This is a genomic window from Flavihumibacter rivuli, assembly GCF_018595685.2.
In the GTDB taxonomy this organism is placed as follows: domain Bacteria; phylum Bacteroidota; class Bacteroidia; order Chitinophagales; family Chitinophagaceae; genus Flavihumibacter; species Flavihumibacter rivuli.
The window spans coordinates 2152894-2171354 of the sequence record NZ_CP092334.1; the positions used below are offsets into that span (position 1 = coordinate 2152894).

The window sequence follows — 18461 nt, forward strand, 5'->3', positions numbered from 1 at the left end:
AGGAGAAAAACATGAAAGAGATCAAAGCGATCATCAATGCTTTTGAAAAGGCCGGGCAGGAAGGCAAAAAGACTGCCCTGGTAACGGTCGTGCATTTGGAAGGCTCTTCCTATAGGCGACCGGGAGCAAGGATGCTGGTAACCGATGAAGGGGAAATGACCGGTGCGATCAGCGGCGGTTGCCTTGAAGGTGATGCGCTCAGGAAAGCATTGTCCGTATTGAACCAGCAGCAGTCGAGGCTGGTCACCTATGATACCAGCGATGAAGATGATGCCACCATTGGCGTGCAACTGGGATGCGCAGGTGTCATCCAGGTGTTGATGGAACCCATCATCCCTGCACAAGCCAACCACCCCGTTGAGTTACTGGAGAAAGTTGCCAACAGGCGGCAGCCTTATGTGCTTATAACCTTGTTCTCATTGGAAGACAAGAAAGGCCGGCAACCAGGTACCTGCCTGCTGGTGGAAGCAGACGGAATGATCACGGGCAATATTGACAATGCCATACTCAAAGCTTCAGTATTGGAAGATGCTGCCGCATGCTTTTCCCAAAAGCAATCCGTGTTCAGGCATTACAAATCGGAAAGCTTCACCGTTACAGCATTCATAGAATACATTGAACCGGCAATATCACTGATGATCATCGGTGCCGGCAATGATGTAATGCCGTTGGTGGAAATTGCCCATACATTGGGATGGGAACCCTCCGTCATTGATGGAAGACCCACCCATGCGAAAAGGGAGAGGTTTGCCAGTGCCTGCCAGATCCTGGTCAGTAAACCGGAAAAAGTACTGGAGCAATTGGTCATTGATGAGCAAACTGTTTTTGTTCTGATGACCCATAATTACAATTATGACCTGGCGATGCTGAAAGCATTGGTCAACACCTCCGTATCCTATATCGGTGTATTGGGTCCAAAGAAGAAACTGGACCGGATGCTGGATGATATGAAGGCCGAAGGCATCACCCTTACACCAGAACAACTATCGAGGATCTATGGACCGGTGGGACTGGAGATCGGTGCGGAAACGGCAGAAGAGATCGCCCTTTCCATACTGGCCGAGATCAGGGCCGTACGCAGTGGTACCGGAGGGCAGTCCCTTCGTTCCAAAGCAGATACCATTCACTCCAGGGAGGCGACGAGGATCAGCGAAAAACATATCCAGTGAAACCGGTCAACCAACATAGCATCCACTGTGCAATAGTCATCCTTGCCGCTGGTCAATCCAGCCGCCTGGGCGAAGCCAAGCAATTGCTACCTTACAAGGGGAAGTCGCTACTGGCGCAGGCGGTGGACACTGCCTTAGCCACCAGCATTAGACCCGTGGTGGTGGTACTGGGTGCAAGGAATGAAGCAGTGGCCGGGGAATTAGAGGGCAAGGAGGTGGTGACAGCCCTGAATGCAGCCTGGGAAGAAGGGATGGGATCATCCTTGCGGTGCGGATTGGAAAAAGCAAGGAGCGTTGCTCCTGAAACAGACGCGGTGATCTTCATGGTTTGTGACCAACCCTATGTGACCAGTGATTTGTTGTTGCAATTGGTCCATACACAGGAATCAACCCTGAAACCCATTGTCGCCAGTAGTTATGGCGACCAGTCAGGAACCCCTGCCCTGTTCAGCAGTAAAATATTTCCGGCATTGCTGGAGATAAAGGGGGATACCGGGGCAAGGAAACTGATCAGGCAATACGCTGATGAAGTAGCAACGATACCCTTCCCGGAAGGGATCATTGATATCGATACCCCATCAGATTACGAAACCTTAATGTAGCAAATGTAAATGGAAGGCAAACTGATAGATAACTTCAACCGTGTTCACAACTATCTGAGGATATCGTTGACGGACAACTGCAACTTCAGGTGCTTCTACTGCATGCCTGAAGAGGAGTATGATTTTGCCCCTGCCAGCAGGCTGATGCAGGCTGATGAGATCTATTCCATTGCCAAACTCTTCGTTGAACAGGGGGTTAATAAGATAAGGCTGACGGGTGGGGAACCATTGGTGCGAAAGGATGCTGCAAAGATCATCCGGTCATTGGCCCAATTACCGGTGAACCTCACCATCACCACCAATGGCAGCCGGCTCCACGAATTCATGGACCTGCTCAAGGAATGCAGGATCCGATCCCTCAATATCAGCCTGGACACACTCGACCGGGATAAGTTCCTGTTGATGACGCGCAGGGACCAGTTCCAGCGGGTGCATGACAATATCCATCTTCTGTTGCGGGAAGGCTTCCATGTAAAGGTGAACATGGTGGTGATGAAAGGAATGAACGAACAGGAGATCCTGGATTTCATCGAATGGACCAGGCATGATCCCGTACATGTGCGGTTCATCGAATTCATGCCTTTCAGTGGCAACAGGTGGACCAGCAACAAGGTCTTTACCTGGCAGGAAATGCTGGAACTGGCCGGGACAACATATGATATCCTGCCACTGGCCGCAGAGCCCAATGATACCGCTAAGAAATACCAGGTACCGGGCCATCAGGGAACTTTTGCCGTGATCAGTACCATGAGCAATAATTTCTGTGGCACCTGTAACCGCATCAGGCTTACGGCAGATGGCAAGATGAAGAACTGCCTCTTTTCTGCCTCAGAGACCGACCTGCTCAATCCATTGAGAAATGGGGAAGATATCCTTCCACTCATCCAGCAGACCATAAAGGCCAAGAAAAAGGAACTGGGCGGACAATTCACTACCGATTTTGAAAACCTCGAAGCAACAACCATCCATAACCGAAGTATGATCACTATTGGCGGATGAAGTATTACCTGACCATCCTGCTCATTGGAATTCAACTCCTGGTCTTTGGGCAGGACAGGGACAGCGTTTACCTTATGAAGAGGGATAGTATCCGCCAGTTAGTATTAAGCGAAGTGATTGTAACGGCTTCGCGTATCCCCGAAAAAATATTGTTTTCACCGGTTACAGTAGAGAAGGTCAGCAGGTCCTTCTTCCTCACCAATTCCTCCCCTTCCTTCTTTGAATCACTCGACCAGGTGAAGGGTGTGCAGATGATCACACCCAGCATGGGGTTCAGGATCCTGAACACGAGGGGTTTTGCCAATACCACGAATGTGCGCTTTGCCCAGCTGGTGGATGGCATGGACATCCAGTCGCCGCATATCGGTAGCCCGATCGGCAATGTTTTGGGGCCTGGCGACCTTGATATCGAAAGGGTGGAGATCATACCCGGTGTGGCTTCCGCCATGTATGGCATGAACAGCATCAATGGCCTTGCTAATTTTTACAGCCGCGATCCCTTCACTACCGAAGGACTCAGTATCCGCCAGCATACAGCGCTCACCCACCTCAACAACAATTCGACCAGTCCACGGATCTTTTCAGAAACCCAGGTCCGTTGGGCGAGTAAACTGAATGAGCAGTGGGCAGTGAAGTTCAATCTTGGTTATATGCATGGCTACGATTGGATAGCCGATAACTATAATGACCTTAATCCCCTGGCGAATGCCAGTACAGGCCTGACCGGCAGTAATAATCCTGCACTCAACCCTGTGAACAGTTATGGCAATGAAGCTCCCAACCGTCGAACGCTCAACCTGGATGGCAAGTCCTACCAGGTGGCTCGGACAGGATACCGGGAAATAGACGTAACCAATTATACCCTTCAAAACATCAAGGGGGATGCTGGCCTCTTTTACAAAACCCGCAAAGGCCACTCACTCTCTTACACCTTTCGCTATGCCTTCCTGAACAATATTTACCAGCGTGCCAACAGGTTCAGGCTGGAGGACTATGCGCTGTTCCAGCATGGCATCAGCTACCAGTCCCCATCCATCCAGGCAAAGCTTTATTACAACGGGGAGAATACCGGCAATTCCTACAATCTCCGGTCCATGGCCGAAAACCTGGACAGGGTGAGCAGCCAGGATAATGCATGGTTCGCCAGTTACAGGCAAGGCTATACCTCGGCATTACAGCAAGGACAGTCCATAGAAGCCGCACACCAATTGGCCAGGCAGGCCGCAGACATTAACAGGCTGGCACCAGGAACGCCAGGATTCAACGAGAACCTTGCCAGGCTACAACAGATCAACAATTGGGACAGCGGTGCAGCCCTTAAAGTAAAGGCTGGTTTCATCCATGGGGAAGTCCAGTTCAACCTGACGGAAAAATGGCTGAAGCAATGGAAAGAGAAAGCAGGACTGGAAGTCATAGGCGGATTGGACCATCGGACCTACCTGGTGCAACCCGATGGCAATTACTTCATCAATCCAGAACCTGGCAAATCGGGAAAGACCATTAACTATGGCCGTACCGGTGCCTTCCTATCCGTTTACAAACAATTGCTGAATAATAAAATTCGGTTAGGGGTAGCAGTGAGGGCAGATAAGAATGATTATTTCGACCTCAAGTGGAACCCAAGGTTTACGGCAGTGTACAGCATCAACAGCAACCAGAGCCTTCGCCTCTCCTTCACCAGCAGTTACCGCTTCCCCATCGTATTCGAAGCTTATTCCAATGTGAACAGCGGCGGGGTGAAAAGGGTGGGCGGTTTGCCCGTGATGTCCAATGGCATCTTCGAGAATGCCTGGCTGCAAACCTCCATTGCGGCCTTTCAATCCGCCATCCTTCGTGAGGTGAACCAGAACGGTCTCAGCAGGAATGAGGCAATCGAAAAGAACAAAGGACTGCTGCAAAAGAATCCCTATACTTATATCCAACCGGAACAGGTGAAATCAATCGAGGCAGGTTACAGGGGAGTCTTCCTCAGTGGCAGGCTCTATATTGATGCCGGCGCCTACTTCAGCCGGTACAATTCCTTCATTGCGCAGGCGAATATGAATATCCCCCGGACAAACAACCCGGATTCCATGGCCTTTTACCTGGCCGACAACCGCTTGCAGGACCAATACAGGATGTGGACCAATTCCACCACAACCATTGATAATATAGGCTTCCATGCAGGTGGCAGCCTCAGGCTCGGTAAGGGCTATGTATTCAATGGCAATGCCAGTTTCCAGCAACTGCTAAAAAGCAGTAATGACGATGGATTGGAAGATGGCTTTAACACCCCGGAATGGATGGTCAATGCCGGTATTGCCAACCAGGACATAGCACATGGCATTGGTGCAGGGCTCAACCTGCGTTGGCAGAGCAGGTACTATTGGGAATCCTTCCTGGTGAATGGCGATGTTCCGGCCATCACTACCCTTGATGCCCACATCAGTTACCAGGTGAACCATATTCCGCTTCACCTTAAATTAGGGGGCAATAACCTGTTCAACAGGTATTATTATTCGATCCTTGGTGGCCCTTCCATTGGCGGTTATTATTACCTGACCCTGACCTGGGGGATCTCCAAAAAACAAAAACTATGATCAGCTCGGCTATAGCGAAAGCCATTATCAAAGAACAATGTGAAGCCCTGCCACCGGTGCTCCTGCCCATTAAGCAAGCAGCAGGAACGGTGCTGGCAGAAGACGTATATGCCCCGGTGGATATCCCCGCCTATCCGCAATCGAGCATGGATGGCTATGCCTTCTCCTATGACGGCTGGAAGAAAGGAGAACCATTGGACCTCTATGGCGAAATGGCCGCGGGCAGCAACCAAACCATCCAGGTTATACCGGGTAAGGCAGTCAGGATCTTTACAGGGGCAGCCGTACCTCCGGGAGCAGACACGGTGGTGATGCAGGAGAAGACGCGCATAGAAGGCGATGAGCTGCATATTGAAGATCCCGACCTGAAGGCGGGCGATAATGTAAGGCCGGTAGGTTCCGAGATCAGCCGGAACGCGTTGGCATTGGAAAAGGGAACCCTCCTCACGCCCCCGGCGATCGGCTTCCTGGCAGGGATCGGAATGGCAGCGGTGAAAGTATATCCCAAACCTCGGGTAGCCATCATCGTTACGGGTAATGAATTGCAGGAACCAGGAAAACCTTTGCAGTATGGACAGGTGTACGAATCCAATTCGGCTTCCCTCACCACAGCGCTGGAAGCCTTGCAGATAAAGGATATCAGCCTCTACCGGGTAGAAGATAACCTGCAGGCATTGACCACAACATTGGCCACTGCGCTGGAACAAGCAGATATGGTGTTGCTGACAGGTGGTATCAGCGTAGGCGATTATGACTTCACCCTCAAAGCCACATTGGAATGTGGGATCGAAACCATCTTCCATAAGATCAGGCAAAAACCAGGCAAGCCCATCCTCTTTGGCAAACACGGACAGCAACCCGTCTTTGGCTTACCGGGCAACCCGGCATCGGTCATGACCTGTTTTTATGAGTATGTGCTGGTCGCCATTGGGGAAATGCAGCAACGCGACCTGACCTTGCGCAAGCGAAGGGCAATACTGGCGAATGCGGTAAAGAAACCGGCAGGCCCAACACATTACCTGAAGGGTTATGCCGATGGGGAAAAGGTGATGTCGCTCGAGGGTCAGGAATCCTATAAGCTGAATTCCTTTGCCCGGGCCAATTGCCTCATCATGCTGCCTGAAGAGCTCACACAGGCCGGGCCGGGAGAAGAAGTGGAAATTCATATCTTACCTTATTAATCAAGATGCATGGATGTAAGCCTGATCTTCTATCCCTTATTGTTTGTTGTTGCCTTCCTTTATGCATCAGTGGGGCATGGCGGCGCCAGTGGCTACCTGGCCCTGATGGCCCTTTATGGATTCGCCCCCGAGGTGATGAAACCTACAGCCCTGCTGCTCAACCTCTTTGTATCCCTTACCTCCTATATCCAGTTCTACCGTGGAGGGCATTTCAAATGGAAGATATTCCTACCCCTTGCATTGGCTTCCATTCCTATGGCCTTCATCGGCGGCTTACTGACCATTGATGCCACCATCTACAAAAAGATCCTAGGATTATTGCTGCTCCTGCCCATACTGCGCTTCTTCCTGTTCAAGGACAGCAAGCAGGCCGGGACAGTCGAGCCGCAGTTGTGGATGTCCATCCTAATTGGCGCCAGCATCGGTTTCCTTTCGGGCCTGATAGGCATTGGTGGGGGCATTATCCTCTCACCCATCCTCCTGTTATTGAATTGGACCGACCAAAAGCAAACCGCGGCCATCAGTGCCTTGTTTATATTCGTGAATTCCCTGAGCGGGTTGTTCGGGCAATTGACCAAGGGGATCAACTTCAGCACGGATATGGTGCTGATGGTTGGCATAGCTTTTAGTGGAGGATTACTGGGGGCATGGTTCGGGTCCTTGAAATTCAGGCAGGAAGTGCTGAAATTTACATTGGCAACCGTGCTCACCATGGCAGCCTTCAAATTATTGTTTACCTCAGCGTAATAAAACAATGAATATACAGATCACCATATTCGGGCAACTGACCGATATCACAGGAAGCAATAGCATCAGTATTCCTGCCGTCAGCAATACCGATGAACTATTCATGGAATTGAAAAAGCAATTCCCTGCCCTTGAAAAGGCAAAGTTTGTGGTTGCTGTTGACAAGAAAATCATCCATGGCACAGCGGCCATAACGGCCAATAGCAGCATTGCTTTATTGCCACCATTCTCCGGAGGTTAATGATGCCGAAGTCCAATACCATACCAGAACGTTACCACCGCCAGGTCCTGTTGAAGGAACTGGGTGAGAGTGGCCAATACCTACTGGGAGCAGCAAGTGTATTGATGCTAGGTGCCGGTGGGTTGGGCTGTCCGGCCCTGCAATACCTGGCAGCGGCCGGGGTGGGCACGATCGGCATCGTTGACTTCGACAGGGTATCGATGAGCAACCTGCATCGCCAGGTCCTCTATGGAACAGAAGATATCGGTCAATTGAAAGTTTTGGTGGCGGAAAAAAAACTGAAAGCCATCAATCCGGAAATCTCTATCCAGACCTATCCCGTCAAACTGGACAACAGGACTTGCCTCGAACTCTTTGGTCAATATGATATCATCATCGATGGCACCGATAATTTCGCCACAAGGTATATGGTCAACGATGCCTGTGTACTGATGCAGAAGCCCCTGGTCTATGGGGCGGTGTCGAGGTTTGAAGGGCAGGTAGCCGTTTTCAATTACCCGGCGAATGATAACAGTTCTGTCAACTACCGGGATATCTTTCCGCATCCGCCTGTTGAAGGAGAGGTATTAAATTGCGCAGAAGCAGGTGTGTTGGGTGTGTTACCCGGTATCATCGGCAGCATGCAGGCCAATGAGGCCATCAAGCTAATCACAGGTATGGGGGAAGTATTGAAGGACCAGCTCTACACCTACCATGCATTGTATAACCAGCACATGACGGTTCATTTATCGGCGGTGGAAGACAACCGGAAACTCATTCCGAAAGACCATGAGCAATTCCTTCACACCAATTACGAATGGTTATGTGGAATTGGAACCAATGATATGGAGATCGATGCAAGACAATTCAATGAATTGATGCAGGCAGGAAAGATCACCATCATTGATGTCCGGGAAGAAGGTGAAGTCCCTGAGATCAATACCATCGAGCATGTGAAAATGCCCCTATCCGGTTTGAAGGAACAATTGGAAAAGATAGAAGGTGATACTGTTTTATTCATTTGCCAATCGGGCAAGCGCAGCCTGCAGGCGGCGAAGCTCCTGGCAGCAAGCAATACCAAAACAAAACATATTTATAGTTTAAGAGGAGGCATCCTCAACTGGCATTCCTAAATTCTTTTGATATGAAAGAACGCAAACCCAAGCAGATCTTTGTGCAAGGCGCCATCCAGCCGTCCTTCATTGCGGACAGTATCCAAAAGCACAGTACCAGGCATGATATCGGTGGCCATAGTATATTCCTTGGCCAGGTTCGTGCCGATAAGATCAACGACAAGCAAGTGGCCGCCATTGAATACACCACCTATGAGGAGATGGCATTGGAGAAAATGCATGAGATCAGGGAAGCCATCTTTTCCAAGTATGACCTCACCTGCCTGCATGTGTACCACAGCCTGGGCAAGGTAGCCGCTGGCGAGATCTGCCTTTTTGTATTCACTTCCTCCCAACACCGCAAATCGGCTATTGATGCCTGTACGGAACTGGTGGAACACATCAAGTATGAGCTACCGGTCTGGGGTAAGGAATTATTCGAAGACGAATCCTATCAATGGAAGGAGAATAAATAGGTAACCCAGGAGAGGATAAGCATCCCAATCAGGCAAGTCCCTATTTTTACATCCTTCAACTATTATCAACACCATGGTCAATATCACGCATAAATCGAGTTCACTTCGCCAGGCGATTGCCACGGCCATCTTGAGGGTATCCAGCCAGGAAACCATTGATGCCATCCTGCAGAAGAGGGTTCCCAAGGGTGATGTGTTCGAGTTCTCCCGCGCCGCCGGCTTACTGGCCATCAAGAAGACCAGCGATGTGATACCCGATTGCCATCCGCTGCCCATTGAGTATGCGGCCATCAGCCACCGTGTTGAAGGACTGGACATCATCATCACCGTAGAGGCAAGGACAATCTACAAGACCGGTGTTGAGGTGGAGGCCATGCATGGCGCTTCTGTTGTAGCACTGACCATGTACGACATGCTGAAGCCCATCGATAAATCCATCGAGATCGCCACCATTAAACTGGAGGAGAAAAAAGGCGGCAAGACCGATTTCCGCTATGAAATGCCGGATACCGTCAGGACAGCTGTGATCACCTGTTCCGATGGCGTGGCCTCCGGAAAATACCCGGATAAAACAGGTGACCTGATCGAAAATAAACTGGGACAATTCAATATCCAATCCATCTTACGGGTAGCCATACCCGATGATTTTTCCACCATCCAGTCCAAAGTAAAAGAGCTCAGCAATGCGGGTATCCGCCTGGCCATCTTTACCGGTGGTACCGGCCTCTCTCCCAGGGATGTCACACCCGATGCCATTGCACCCTTGCTGGACCGGGAGATCCCCGGCATCATGGAAGCTGCAAGGAATTATGGGCAGCAACGCATGCCCTATGCCATGCTTTCAAGGGGTGTTGCGGGCTTTATAGGTGATATGCTGGTGCTTACTTTCCCTGGCTCACCGAGGGGAAGCGAAGAAAGCATCGATGCCCTCTTCCCTGCGATCCTGCATGTATTCAAGGTTACAGAAGGGGTAAGGCATTCCTGATTCCCCAACGAGTAAAGGATAATACTCCCTGACACCTGCGCCGAAGGATAGGATCCTCAATGACATTAATTGCCATTGGTGGATTTAACCGTTAACCCAGCTGCTTTCCAACAGCCAGCGATCTTATTTGGTAACTTGTAAGGAGTCGGCAGCAATTATGCTGACAAGCCTCCAAAATGCATCGCTATGGATAATACTGTTACTACCAACCAACCGCTGGTTGGTGAGCCAACCCCTTACAAAGTAAGACCAACCTACTTTCACCTTCCCAGGGCAGAACGATATGAATTAGGGAAGCTATTACGCGAAAAATGTCCCCGGACCTCCCATGCCACCTGGAAAGCCCCGGCTAACAGGCCCGATCCTGTTGACCTGATGCTACAGGCCGATGCCGGAAGGATTGAAAAACTTATCCCCCTCCGCCATGGACGCATGGCGGTTTCCCCCTTTACTTTTTATCGGGGAGCTGCATTGAATATGGCTGCCGACCTGGCAACCACGCCTAATTCAACAATGTATGTCCAGATCTGCGGGGATGGACACCTCAGCAATTTTGGTGGCTTTGCTACACCAGAAAAGAACATCATCTTTTCCATCAACGACCTCGACGAAACCCTACCGGGGCCATGGGAATGGGATGTGAAACGCCTGGCAGCCAGTTTTGTGGTGGCCGGCAGGAACAATGGCATTAGCGAAGCCAATGCAAGGGACACTGCAGTAGCCTGCACGAGGGCTTATCGGGAATATATGGCCACCTACAGTGAAATGAAGACCATGGAACTCTGGCATTATTCCATTGAAGCTGAGATGCTCATTTCCAGGATGAAAGACCCCCAAATGATGGAAAGGGCATATAAGCGTATAGAAAAAGAAAAAGAGCGCAGTGTAGCGGAAGAGATCTTCCCCAAACTTGCACAAGGAACCGCTAATAAGACTTTCATCAAAGACTCCCTGCCGGAAATCTTCCACTGGGAAGGCCACGAACCGGGTGAGGTAGTTGACATCGTAAAGGCAACTTTTGAGGATTATAAGAAAACCCTGACGCCTGCCCATGCCTCCCTGCTCAACAGGTATGAATTGAAGGATGCAGCCATTAAAGTGGTTGGGGTTGGCAGTGTCGGTACTTCCTGCTGGGTATTGCTGCTGATGACCGGTGATGGGGAACCACTGTTCCTCCAGGTAAAAGAAGCCAGGGACTCTGTTCTTGAGCCTTATGCCGGCAAAAGCATCTATGCCAACCATGGACAAAGGGTCATCAATGGCTACCGCCTCATGCAACCCTTCAGCGATCCCTTCCTGGGCTGGACAAAGGGCCATGGTGAACAAAAGCGGGATTTTTTCCTCCGGCAATTGCGCAATACCAAGATCTCCATCAGGGTGGAAACCTTTGGTAAGAGCGAGATGATGCAATATGCAGAATGGTGTGGGCAGGCCCTCGCCCTTTCACATGCCCGTGGCGGTGATGCCGCCATGCTCAGCGGCTATATGGGCAAGAGCGACAAATTTGATGAAGCCATTGCGGACTTCTCCGTTGCTTATGCCGACCAGAATGAACAAGACCACGCCGCGATCAAAAAAGCCATCAGGGAAGGAAGGCTGGAAGCTGAGTTTGAAGAATAGCACTGAAATAACAATGCAAATCGCCCCGAAATAAACATTCGGGGCGATTTGCTTTTTAACTGTATGAAGCAACCATCCAATATTGGCTGGTCTTGTTGTTGAAGACAACTGCTCCACTTTTCTTAAAGGGAAGCCAAAACCTTCGCAACCTCTTCACCCAGCTTTTTGGCTGACTGCGGGTTCTGACCGGTCACCAAACGACCGTCAACGGCCACATGCTCCTGCCACAGGCCAGACTTCTCAAACTTCGCACCACGCTCGACCAGGACTGATTCCAGCATGAAGGGCACAACATTCTCCAGCTTCACGGCGATCTCTTCCTCATTGGTAAAAGCATTCACGCGCTTGCCGTCTACCAGGTATTTACCAGTGCTGAGCTTAATGTTCACCAGTCCGGCGGGTCCATGACATACCGCACTCACCACACCATTGTTCTCATAGATCTTCGCGGCAATGGCAGCCAGTTCAGTATTGTCAGCAAAATCCCACATGGTACCATGACCACCGGCATAATGAATGGCTACATAATCAGCAGGATTTACATCGGAAGGTTTCATGGTATGCTCCAGTTTCTTCCTGTACTCCTTATTCTCCCAGAATTCCTTGTTCACGGAATCTTCGAGATTAAAGCCATCAACCGGCGGATTGCCACCCTTGGGGCTTACAAAATCGATCTCATAACCCGCCTTCGTCAACACTTCCCAGGGATGGGACACTTCACTGAGATAATAACCGGTTGGCTCACCTGTGCTACCCTTCACACCATGACTGGTCAGCACGAATAGAATTTTCTTTTTCATTTTTCCTGATTTGTTTCTTGTACTGATGGGTTGTTGCGCAATTACTACTAATGACATTACTACGCTGGCCATGGCCAGTACGATACGCTTCATCGACATCATGTTTACTTTGAATTTTTATAGGTTAAAACTGACTAAGTATTTCAACTGCCCTCGATTCGAGCAAGGGAACGATCTGCCCCAGAGCGATCGTTTGGAAATGATCACTGTCGCGATGCGCATTGATGGCCGCATCATCCTTATACACTTCATACAATACGATCGTGCAGGGATCTTCAACGGTTTGATGGGGCTGGTACACCAGGCAGCCTTCTTCCTGCAACGAGAGGAATTGCATCTCCTGCAAAAGCGCCTTCACTTTTTCGAGGTTAGCTGCAGGAACCTTATAGCGCGCCAGGATAACCCTGTTCTGTTTTGCTTCGCTCATCTTCATGAATTTTGTTTCACAAAGTTCCGAAGCACCAGAGGGCTATAAAAGGGCATAGGTCAAAAAATTGCTGTGATGTAGATCACATCCCCAACGCACTATTTGTGGGAGGCCATCCTGCTGAGGGTCTCGCGCGTAACACCAAGATAGGAGGCAATGAGTTGCTTGGGAACCCTTTGAAATAAGGAAGGATTGGAAGCGAGCAGCATATCATACCTTTCCTTAGCCGTATTGTTCAGCATGGACATGATGCGCTGCTGCAGGCCAACATAGCCCATGCTGAGTTTCTGGCGAAAGAAATGTTCAATCTTATGCATCTCGCTACACAACTTCTCGCGGTTGTGAAGGGAAAGGGTCAGCAATTCACAATCCTCGATGCAGTCAATATTCAGGGTGGCAGGTGTTTGCTTGAACAGTGCCTGGTAATCCGAAATCCACCAGTCTTCCAATGCGAACTGCAGGATATGTTCCTTGCCCTTGTTATCGGTATGGTAGGCTTTCAGGCAGCCTTTGATGACATAATGGTCATTGGTAACCCTATCACCTTCCTGTACCAGGAACTGGTGCTTCTTCAGTTTCTTTGGCTTGAAATGGGAATAGATATACTCATACTCCGCATCGGTCAATGCGGTGATCTTTTCAATATGTTCCCTGAGCTGCTGCATAAGGATAGGTCCTATTGTTGGCAAAAATAGGCCATAACACCGATTACCAAATTGTAAGGCTTATTTAACAAGGCATCACTAAATACTGAACCAATAGGTGAATTTCAACACCACCGCGCGGTTCTTCACAGACAGGTTCTCCGGCAGGTAGTTATCGGTATACACGAGGAAGAAGTCCGATGCCGGCTTATAGCGCCACTGGAAGCGGGTATTCAGGTTCATGTTCTTCGTCTGCTCATTGTACTGGAAGAAGGCCGTAAAGAACAGTTTATTGGTCATGGTCACATCCACCCTGGGGCCCACCAGCCAGAAACTGGTACGGTTCCAGGGAGCGGGAAGTTTGATATCGTTATAGGTGGTGCTCATGGTAATGCTGACATAGGGCTGGAAGCGATAACCCAGTTCCCCGAAGAGCGTCGTACGCTTTCCATCCGCATAATAGCCGCCATACCTGGCCCCGAAGGCATAGGTAAAGAGGCTCTGGGGCTTGGAGATATAATCAATGGCTACTGTATTCCATCGGTGCTCCGAGCCGGTGGGCAGGGAATCCTTGCCCGAATTGGTGGGATCAAAGGGCGCCAGCAGTTGGATAAAAGTTCGGCTAATCGTTCCCGTTAAATTACTCTGGTTGCGAAAGGTGGCTTTATAGGAAAGGTTGGTCTCGTGGTCCGTTGATTTGAACTGCTCATCAAAATACTGGGAAGTACTGAAGATGGGGCCATGGGCCAATACTTTGGTCTTCCTGGGAAAGAACAGGTAGCTGGCCTGCGGGAATAGCCGGAAAAATCCTTTACGTGGTACATACCCTACTTCGGCGTTGAAATTCGACCCCACATATTCATGCTGCCAGCTGAGGAACCACCTTTTGCTGGTATAGTTCAGGTTGGCCGCATGGGTCCAATCCTTGTTATCCTTATCAGGACTGAAGGATTTCAACACCAGGAATTTTCCCGACCAAAAATTATTAGTAGAGAAAAGATTGTATTCCAATCCAAGGTTACGATTATATTGGCTGTATTCCGGTGTTGCCGGATCACTGTCGGGTGTGTAATTCCTGGAATCCTTGTTCACAAATATGAAGCCGATATTGGAACGAGCGAAGACTTTCCGCTGCAGGGCCATCACGGTAAAATTCTGGCTGGGCAGGTCAGTTTCCTCCACCCCCTTGGTCTGCATATTCATCACCCCTAGCCGCCAGTTCTTATCCAGTCGGCCACTCAGCCTGGCCCCATACTGGATGGGTGCATTCAGGCCGATACGCCTGGAGAAGAATGGCCGGATGGTCGAATACCCAAAGCTGCCAAAGAGGTCGGAGTTCTCCAGGAAGAACTGCCTTCTTTCGGGAAAGAACAATTCAAATCGCTCGAGATTGGTCACCTGCTTGTCCACTTCAACCTGGGAGAAATCAGGGTTTACTGTCAGGTCGAGGTTCAGCGATGACGTGATCCCCACCTTGGCATCCATGCCAATATCTTTTCGGGTATCCGTTGGCGTTTGCTTTGCATAGTCCTTGGACAATCCACCGAGCACATAAGGGATCAGGGAAATATTCGCACCCGATCTGGGCGGTGGCTGGTCCCAGACCAGGTTACCCGTATAGGCGAGGGAAACAGAGGGAAACTGTCGTGGTACTGGCGCCCAGGCCGATTTTTCCGTTGTCTTCAGGTCGTTGCGGCTGAAATTGATGCCCCATTTGGTGATACCTTTCTTGTAGCGGATACTCTTGAAGGGGATCGCGGCTTCAAAGACCCAGCGATCGGGATAATTCATGACAGCCGATACCCATTTGTTCTCCCAGCTCAGGTCCATCTTCCCCCCTTCATAGATAAAGCCATCCCATTGTGCGCCTGCGGCATTGGCACCGAAGGAAAACCCATTGGTGCGGTCATCGAAGGGATCCACCGCTATGATGAAATTATCGTTCTTACCGAAGTTGAAATCACGGCGCAACGACTCCACCATATAAGGTCCGGGTACCCCATTGTAACATACCGCCACCAGGTAGATGTGATGGTCGTCATAGGCCATCCGCACGGTTGTCTTCACCTTGGCCATGCTGGTGTCCATAGGCAGGATCATGAAGAAGTCGCTGGTCATCTGCGCATCCGCCCATGCCCGCTCCTCATCCACCCCATCGATACGGATGGGACTGTTAGCCCTCGCAATATGCAGCTCAAAGCGGTCATTCACCTTCTGTGCCTGCAGTGATGAGAGCAAAAGCATACACCCAATAAAGAAGAAAACTATTCTCATGAAATCCCGTTGCTTTAAGGTAAACCATTCCCGGGAAACCAGGTCCCGTTGAAGGTTCGGTACAAAACATTTGATTCAAGGGTTGAATAAACCAGGAAGGAAGTTTAATGGCGGCTTCCAAAATTAGGCAAATGGCCATGCTCGGGCAAGACCGGAATTGAACGATTCTTAACCGAAACCGATACTTATTCATCAGTCCCTCATCCGCTTCAGGTTGGCTTTCTGCGAAACAAAGGGTATTTTTAGGTTGTCCAGTTCATCCAATTCAAGGTCTATGACACCCAAGGGAAGCTTCCTACTTATATTATCCTTTCTTACCCTGCTCAGCACATCCTGCAAACAGGCAACCGAAAAAACCCGGCCCACTGTTGAACCGATCACTGCTGCCGTCTATGCTTCAGGAAAAGTGACCAGTCGCGACCAATACCAGCTTTTCGCCACTGTTAACGGCATCATCAAGGAAGTATTGGTGAAAGAAGGCGACACGGTAAAAAAAGGACAGCCCCTGTTCAGGATCTTCAATGAAACGGCGAAACTGAATGCGGAAAATGCCCGTATTGCAGCAGAATATGCGGATGCTTCCAACAATACCGACCGGTTGGCTGAACTGAAGGCCAATATTGATTTCGCGAAGAGCAAGATGAAGAATGATTCTTCCCTTTACACCAGGCAGCAGAATCTCTGGGCACAGGGCATTGGCACCCTCAACGAATTGGAGCAAAGGGAGCTGGCCATCAAGAACTCCAAAACAGCTTATGAGATCGCGGTGAGAAGGTATAACGATACCAAAAGGCAGATCGAATTTGCGGATAAACAGAGCAAGAAGAACGCGGAGATCAGCACCACCATTGAAAAGGATTTTGTGATCCGGAGCGAGAGCGATGGCAGGGTATATTCCATCCTCAAAGAGAAAGGCGAGACGGTCAATACCATTAATCCCCTTGCCGTCATAGGAGCGGCCAATGATTTTATCCTGAAACTGGAAGTGGATGAATACGATATCGCCAAAGTAAAGCCGGACCAGTCCATCATGCTGAGTCTCGACAGTTATAAGGGAGAGGTATTTGAAGCGAGGGTAAGCAAGATCGATCCCATCATGGATGAACGCAGCCGCACCTTCACCGTGGAAGCCGTTTTCACCCAAGCCCCGCCGGTGCTCTATCCCAACCTCACCGTGGAAGCCAATATCGTGATCGAGAAAAAGGACAAGGCCCTCACCATTCCACGCAACTACCTGGTAGATGAACAATATGTGTTGCTTGAGAACAAGGAAAAGAAAAAAGTAAGTACCGGTCTGAAAGACTACCGCAAAGTGGAGATCCTGGAAGGTATTGACAGTACGACCACCATCCTAAAACCACAACAATGAGCACCAGGCTGATCTTTACCATCGCCTTTTCGCTGATGACAGCAAGACTGAAGCAGACCATTGTGGCGGCCATTGGTGTCACTTTCAGTATCACCATGTTTGTGACCCTGCTGGGATTCATGACAGGCCTGAATATCCTGCTGGATGGACTGATACTCAACCGGGCACCGCATGTGCGGCTGTACAGGGAGATCAAGCCCAACGATAAGCAGCCCATCAATAGTGCTGCGGAATATAAGGATGGCTACAATTTCATTCAATCCATCAAATCAGGCAATAGCCGCCAGGCCATTTACAACAGCGAAAGCATCATCCGCAAACTGAAGCAGGATGAACGGGTATCGGGTGTGGCGCCCAAGATCACCGCCCAGGTATTCTTCAATGAAGGCAATATTGATATCACCGGTGTGATCTATGGCATTGATGTGGATGCAGAGAAAAAACTCTTTCACTTCTCCGATTATGTGGTGAAGGGCAATGCAGATGATATCAAGATCACCGCCAATTCTATCATCCTTGGGAAAGGACTGGCGGAAAAAATGCTGGCCGATATCGGCGATGTGGTGCAGGTGACGACAGCCCAGGGCGAAAGGTTCAAACTGAAGGTGGCCGGCTATTTCCAGTCGGGCATCCAGGAACTGGACAAGACCCAGAGCTATGCATCCATTGAAACGGTGCAGAAGCTGTTGGGCAAGCCCAAGGATTACCTCACCGATATCCAGACCAAGCTCTACGATGTGAAGCAGGCACCGGCAGTGGCGAGGGAATTTGCCGCTACTTTTGAAACCGACGCGGAAGATATCCAGACCGCCAACAGCCAGTTCGAAACGGGCACATCGGTCCGTACCACCATATCCTATGCGGTGGGCATCACCCTGCTGATCGTGGCGGGCTTCGGCATCTACAATATCCTGAACATGATGATCTATGAAAAGATGGACAGCATCGCCATCCTGAAGGCAACGGGTTTTTCCGGGAAGGATGTAAACCGCATCTTCATGGTCATCGCCATCAGCATCGGTTTCTTTGGTGCCATCACGGGATTGTTCTTCGGCTTCCTTTTATCGAGCCTGATCGACCAGATCCCATTCAACACCCCATCCCTGCCCACCATCAAAACCTACCCGATCAATTACAACCCGGTATTTTACCTGATAGGATTCTTTTTCGCCATCATCACCACCTGGCTGGCAGGCTATTTCCCTGCACGCAAGGCCAGCAAGGTAGATCCCGTGGTCATCATAAGGGGCAAATAGC

At 50.0% G+C, this 18461-nt stretch carries 17 protein-coding genes; 13 read left to right on the forward strand and 4 right to left on the reverse strand.

All coding sequences use genetic code 11. The annotated features are described in order from the left end of the window. Positions 1-11: 11 nt before the first annotated feature. The 11 genes from KJS94_RS09490 (at position 12) to KJS94_RS09540 (ending at position 11690) form a co-directional block, all read left to right on the forward strand. On the forward strand, positions 12-1169 hold the full coding sequence (locus KJS94_RS09490) for an XdhC family protein (RefSeq protein WP_214447464.1): 1158 nt from the start codon (positions 12-14) through the stop codon (positions 1167-1169). After that, on the forward strand, positions 1166-1771 hold the full coding sequence (locus KJS94_RS09495) for a nucleotidyltransferase family protein (RefSeq protein WP_214447463.1): 606 nt from the start codon (positions 1166-1168) through the stop codon (positions 1769-1771). Before KJS94_RS09490 ends, KJS94_RS09495 begins: the two co-directional genes overlap by 4 nt. A gap of 9 nt (positions 1772-1780) precedes the next feature. After that, a complete protein-coding gene (gene moaA / locus KJS94_RS09500) occupies positions 1781-2770 on the forward strand; it encodes a GTP 3',8-cyclase MoaA (protein ID WP_214447462.1) in 990 nt (329 codons plus the stop codon). Further along, entirely contained in the window at positions 2767-5349 is a 2583-nt protein-coding gene (locus tag KJS94_RS09505; RefSeq protein ID WP_214447461.1) for a TonB-dependent receptor, read from the forward strand. The genes moaA and KJS94_RS09505 overlap by 4 nt, the downstream gene beginning before the upstream one ends. After that, a complete protein-coding gene (locus KJS94_RS09510; RefSeq protein ID WP_214447460.1) occupies positions 5346-6530 on the forward strand; it encodes a molybdopterin molybdotransferase MoeA in 1185 nt (394 codons plus the stop codon). The genes KJS94_RS09505 and KJS94_RS09510 overlap by 4 nt, the downstream gene beginning before the upstream one ends. Before the next feature lie 9 nt (positions 6531-6539). Then, positions 6540-7277, forward strand: a complete 738-nt coding sequence (locus KJS94_RS09515; RefSeq protein ID WP_214447459.1) for a sulfite exporter TauE/SafE family protein — start codon at positions 6540-6542, stop codon at positions 7275-7277. Between the two features lie 7 nt (positions 7278-7284). Next, positions 7285-7518, forward strand: a complete 234-nt coding sequence (locus KJS94_RS09520) for a MoaD/ThiS family protein (RefSeq protein WP_214447458.1) — start codon at positions 7285-7287, stop codon at positions 7516-7518. Continuing rightward, a complete protein-coding gene (gene moeB, locus KJS94_RS09525) occupies positions 7518-8630 on the forward strand; it encodes a HesA/MoeB/ThiF family protein (protein WP_239804111.1) in 1113 nt (370 codons plus the stop codon). Before KJS94_RS09520 ends, moeB begins: the two co-directional genes overlap by 1 nt. A gap of 11 nt (positions 8631-8641) precedes the next feature. Continuing rightward, the gene (locus KJS94_RS09530; RefSeq protein WP_214447457.1) at positions 8642-9085 is read left to right on the forward strand and encodes a molybdenum cofactor biosynthesis protein MoaE; all 444 of its coding nucleotides are present in this window, start codon (positions 8642-8644) and stop codon (positions 9083-9085) included. A gap of 73 nt (positions 9086-9158) precedes the next feature. Beyond that, entirely contained in the window at positions 9159-10070 is a 912-nt protein-coding gene (gene moaCB, locus KJS94_RS09535) for a bifunctional molybdenum cofactor biosynthesis protein MoaC/MoaB (protein ID WP_214447456.1), read from the forward strand. A gap of 186 nt (positions 10071-10256) precedes the next feature. Further along, on the forward strand, positions 10257-11690 hold the full coding sequence (locus KJS94_RS09540; RefSeq protein ID WP_214447455.1) for a DUF2252 domain-containing protein: 1434 nt from the start codon (positions 10257-10259) through the stop codon (positions 11688-11690). 122 nt (positions 11691-11812) lie between these two features. Here KJS94_RS09540 and KJS94_RS09545 read toward each other — a convergent pair whose 3' ends face one another. The 4 genes from KJS94_RS09545 to KJS94_RS09560 all read right to left on the reverse strand — a co-directional run bounded on the left by KJS94_RS09545 (position 11813) and on the right by KJS94_RS09560 (position 15835). Next, complete coding sequence (locus tag KJS94_RS09545) at positions 11813-12583, reverse strand: type 1 glutamine amidotransferase domain-containing protein (RefSeq protein WP_214447454.1); 771 nt, start codon at positions 12581-12583, stop codon at positions 11813-11815. Between the two features lie 31 nt (positions 12584-12614). After that, on the reverse strand, positions 12615-12917 hold the full coding sequence (locus KJS94_RS09550; RefSeq protein WP_214447453.1) for a putative quinol monooxygenase: 303 nt from the start codon (positions 12915-12917) through the stop codon (positions 12615-12617). Positions 12918-13015: 98 nt separating this feature from the next. Next, entirely contained in the window at positions 13016-13582 is a 567-nt protein-coding gene (locus KJS94_RS09555; protein ID WP_214447452.1) for a Crp/Fnr family transcriptional regulator, read from the reverse strand. Positions 13583-13660: 78 nt separating this feature from the next. Beyond that, positions 13661-15835: a DUF5916 domain-containing protein gene (locus KJS94_RS09560; RefSeq protein WP_214447451.1), complete on the reverse strand. Its 2175-nt coding sequence runs from the start codon at positions 15833-15835 to the stop codon at positions 13661-13663. Between the two features lie 274 nt (positions 15836-16109). Between KJS94_RS09560 and KJS94_RS09565 the strand changes: the two genes are divergently transcribed. Both KJS94_RS09565 and KJS94_RS09570 read left to right on the forward strand, forming a co-directional pair. Beyond that, a complete protein-coding gene (locus KJS94_RS09565; protein ID WP_214447450.1) occupies positions 16110-17204 on the forward strand; it encodes an efflux RND transporter periplasmic adaptor subunit in 1095 nt (364 codons plus the stop codon). After that, positions 17201-18460 carry an ABC transporter permease gene (locus KJS94_RS09570; RefSeq protein WP_214447449.1) on the forward strand — a complete coding sequence of 420 codons (1260 nt, stop codon included), beginning with the start codon at positions 17201-17203 and terminating at the stop codon, positions 18458-18460. Before KJS94_RS09565 ends, KJS94_RS09570 begins: the two co-directional genes overlap by 4 nt. Position 18461: the final 1 nt, after the last annotated feature.

Coding starts and splice junctions, on each gene's coding strand:
- KJS94_RS09490 (WP_214447464.1), top strand. CDS start 12: ATGAAAGAGATCAAAGCGATCATCAATGCTTTTGAAAAGGCCGGGCAG.
- moaA (WP_214447462.1), top strand. CDS start 1,781: ATGGAAGGCAAACTGATAGATAACTTCAACCGTGTTCACAACTATCTG.
- KJS94_RS09505 (WP_214447461.1), top strand. CDS start 2,767: ATGAAGTATTACCTGACCATCCTGCTCATTGGAATTCAACTCCTGGTC.
- KJS94_RS09510 (WP_214447460.1), top strand. CDS start 5,346: ATGATCAGCTCGGCTATAGCGAAAGCCATTATCAAAGAACAATGTGAA.
- KJS94_RS09515 (WP_214447459.1), top strand. CDS start 6,540: ATGGATGTAAGCCTGATCTTCTATCCCTTATTGTTTGTTGTTGCCTTC.
- KJS94_RS09520 (WP_214447458.1), top strand. CDS start 7,285: ATGAATATACAGATCACCATATTCGGGCAACTGACCGATATCACAGGA.
- moeB (WP_239804111.1), top strand. CDS start 7,518: ATGATGCCGAAGTCCAATACCATACCAGAACGTTACCACCGCCAGGTC.
- KJS94_RS09530 (WP_214447457.1), top strand. CDS start 8,642: ATGAAAGAACGCAAACCCAAGCAGATCTTTGTGCAAGGCGCCATCCAG.
- moaCB (WP_214447456.1), top strand. CDS start 9,159: ATGGTCAATATCACGCATAAATCGAGTTCACTTCGCCAGGCGATTGCC.
- KJS94_RS09540 (WP_214447455.1), top strand. CDS start 10,257: ATGGATAATACTGTTACTACCAACCAACCGCTGGTTGGTGAGCCAACC.
- KJS94_RS09545 (WP_214447454.1), bottom strand. CDS start 12,583: ATGAAGCGTATCGTACTGGCCATGGCCAGCGTAGTAATGTCATTAGTA.
- KJS94_RS09550 (WP_214447453.1), bottom strand. CDS start 12,917: ATGAGCGAAGCAAAACAGAACAGGGTTATCCTGGCGCGCTATAAGGTT.
- KJS94_RS09555 (WP_214447452.1), bottom strand. CDS start 13,582: ATGCAGCAGCTCAGGGAACATATTGAAAAGATCACCGCATTGACCGAT.
- KJS94_RS09560 (WP_214447451.1), bottom strand. CDS start 15,835: ATGAGAATAGTTTTCTTCTTTATTGGGTGTATGCTTTTGCTCTCATCA.
- KJS94_RS09565 (WP_214447450.1), top strand. CDS start 16,110: ATGACACCCAAGGGAAGCTTCCTACTTATATTATCCTTTCTTACCCTG.
- KJS94_RS09570 (WP_214447449.1), top strand. CDS start 17,201: ATGAGCACCAGGCTGATCTTTACCATCGCCTTTTCGCTGATGACAGCA.